Source organism: Leyella stercorea (assembly GCF_019052365.1).
Lineage (GTDB): Bacteria > Bacteroidota > Bacteroidia > Bacteroidales > Bacteroidaceae > Prevotella.
In genome coordinates this window covers 1-1,654 of record NZ_JAHQUY010000153.1, presented here as the reverse complement: position 1 = coordinate 1,654, position 1,654 = coordinate 1, and the positions used below count along the sequence as shown (strand labels likewise).

General features: G+C 42.4%; 2 protein-coding genes and 1 pseudogene. 2 read left to right on the top strand and 1 reads right to left on the bottom strand.

All coding sequences use genetic code 11. From position 1 onward, the window contains the following. Together KTQ90_RS13250 and KTQ90_RS13245 are read left to right on the top strand one after the other, a co-directional pair. Positions 1-856, top strand: an 856-nt coding sequence (locus KTQ90_RS13250) for a relaxase (RefSeq protein WP_217318815.1), incomplete at its 5' end; no start/stop codon positions are given. An 85-nt stretch (positions 857-941) separates the two neighbouring features. Next, positions 942-1,124 (top strand): annotated as a pseudogene (locus KTQ90_RS13245) (YWFCY domain-containing protein); the annotation flags it as partial. A 48-nt stretch (positions 1,125-1,172) separates the two neighbouring features. Here the strand turns inward: KTQ90_RS13245 and KTQ90_RS13240 are convergent. Further along, the coding region (locus KTQ90_RS13240) for an exonuclease/endonuclease/phosphatase family protein (protein ID WP_217318814.1) at positions 1,173-1,654 on the bottom strand (482 nt) is incomplete at its 5' end.

Sequence of the window (1,654 nt, the reverse complement as noted above, 5' to 3'; positions counted from 1 at the left end):
CAACTACCATAAGAGCAAGGCTATCACTCGTGACTTGGAGATGAAGTACAATCTCCACAAGGCGGACCGCAAGCAACGCCAGGCAGACAATCCACTCCGCAAGGTGGATATAAGCCAAGGCAATGTGAAAAAGCAGGTTGCCAATACCGTAAAATCTCTCTGCGCTACCTACAGGTTCCAGTCCTTGGGCGAATACCGTGCACTTCTTTCCTTATATAATATATCCTTGGAGGAGGTCAGAGGCGAAGTTGGCGGTCGTGAGTATCATGGTTTTGTCTATTCTGCCACGGACGGACAGGGTAATAAGGTTGGAAATCCTTTCAAGGCTTCCAAGATTGATAAATCTGTCGGTATAGAGGCAATAGAAAAACGGTTCGCTTATTCTGCCAAGAAGTTCAAGGAGGAAAAGAAACTCTCCGAGATGACCCGTCATAGTGTGGAAGCTGTCTTGAAGCAGACGTACCATAAGGATAAGTTCGTTGAGTTGCTGAAAGCAAAGGGCATTGATGTTGTTTTCCGCCATACAGCTGACGGCCGTATCTACGGAGCAACATTCATTGACCACCGCACCCAAAGCGTGTTCAATGGTTCAAGGCTTGGAAAGAATCTTTCTGCCAATGCCATTCAGGAGCACTTCTCCTTGCATTACGAGAATGAGCAACCGATACCGCTTACCATTCCAACGGAAGATGGCGTTGTCTTGGAGAAGGAACTTCAAAGCTCAGGATTGTTCGACGAGTACGGCAGCGGTCTTGGACTTATGTCTGGAGGAGGTTCATCAAATGAGGCACAGGAAGCAGCATTCGACAGAGAACTACGCAGAAAGAAAAAGAAGCGCAAAGGGCGAAGCCTTTAGTTGTATCATCAAGATTGGCTTTCTTGAACAATGGAGAAAGCCAGCTTTATGTAAAATCAAAGTATAACTTCAAAATAGAAAAACAATGGCACAAGAAGATGATTTGAGAGCATTGGGAAAAATTATGGATTTTCTCCGTGCCGTGAGTATCATACTCGCAATTATGAATGTGTATTGGTATTGCTATGAGGCAATGCACATGTGGGGAGTGACAATCGGGGTTGTTGACAGAATCCTTATCAACTTCAACCGTACAGGTGGAAAATATTTTATATCGCAGTGACACTGTTTGTTTATGAAAAATATAATTGGTTAACTAAATCTCCAATATCACAGGATAGTGATCCCCACCCTTCATATGATATCCTCGTACACATGTTTTTAGCTGTAATCTGCTATCGATAAGGAAATAATCTAATTCTCGACCTGAAATATGTGTTGGCATACCACAACAGGCAAAATAAGCACTATTTCCCGGCCTACTTCTGGTACCTGTGGTCATTATTCTTAAATTATCTGATAATTCGCTTGGCGTTGAATTCATATCTCCGCCAATGATGAAAGGAGATACTGCATGGCGTACTAAATCTCTTATATCTCCTACAGCACCAGACCCAGATTCGCAATGAAGGGTATAAATGTTACATCCATTATAATTTAAACAAATTGCGGATCGGCCTGTTCCTGATATCAGATAATGTATTGATGCTACAAAATTCAAATCCGCAATGATACAAGTATTACATCTCTGATTATAAGCACCTGCATGTTCTACCACAATATAGTGGTATCTACCAC